The organism is Pseudomonas kitaguniensis, assembly GCF_009296165.1.
Classification (GTDB): domain Bacteria; phylum Pseudomonadota; class Gammaproteobacteria; order Pseudomonadales; family Pseudomonadaceae; genus Aquipseudomonas; species Aquipseudomonas kitaguniensis.
Map to the genome: position 1 here is coordinate 1 of NZ_VUAZ01000201.1, position 636 is coordinate 636.

The following is a 636-nucleotide window of genomic DNA, read 5'->3' on the forward strand; positions in this document are numbered from 1 at the left end:
TTTTTGTGCTCTCTCGCTTAGCGTTTCAGCGAAGCTGGCAGGTGCGGCTGGATCGCCGTCAGTACTGCCTTGAAGCATTTGGTGTTGCCGGCAACCACGTGGCCTTTTTCGAGGAAGTCGTGACCACCGGTGAAGTCGCTCACCAGGCCGCCTGCTTCTTGAATCAGCAGGGCGCCTGCGGCCATGTCCCATTCGGACAAGCCCGACTCCCAGAACGCGTCAAAACGACCGGCGGCGACGTAAGCCAGGTCGAGGCTGGCAGCGCCTGCGCGACGGATGCCGGCGGTCTGGCCGACCAGGGCGCGGAACATGCCCAAATAGTTTTCGAGGTTGTCCATCTGGTCGTCACGGAACGGGAAGCCAGTGCCCAGCAGGGCGCCGTCCAGGCTGGTGCGGCCGCTGACGCGCAGGCGCCGACCGTTCAGTTGGGCGCCACGGCCACGGCTGGCGGTGAATTCTTCCTGGCGGACCGGGTCCAGCACAACGGCGTGTTCCAGGCGGCCACGGTATTTGCAGGCAATGCTGACCGCAAAGTGTGGGATGCCGCGCAGGAAGTTGGTGGTGCCGTCCAGTGGGTCGATGATCCACAGGTAGTCTTCGCCTTCGCCGCTGCCTTTGTGCAGGCCGGTTTCTTCG

Annotated in this window: 1 protein-coding gene; it reads right to left on the reverse strand. The window is 63.8% G+C overall.

Translation table 11 applies throughout. The annotated features are described in order from the left end of the window. Nucleotides 1-17: 17 nt before the first annotated feature. A partial coding sequence (suhB, locus tag F0169_RS26180) for a type III secretion system regulator SuhB (RefSeq protein ID WP_152748036.1) occupies nt 18-636 on the reverse strand: 619 nt, incomplete at its 5' end.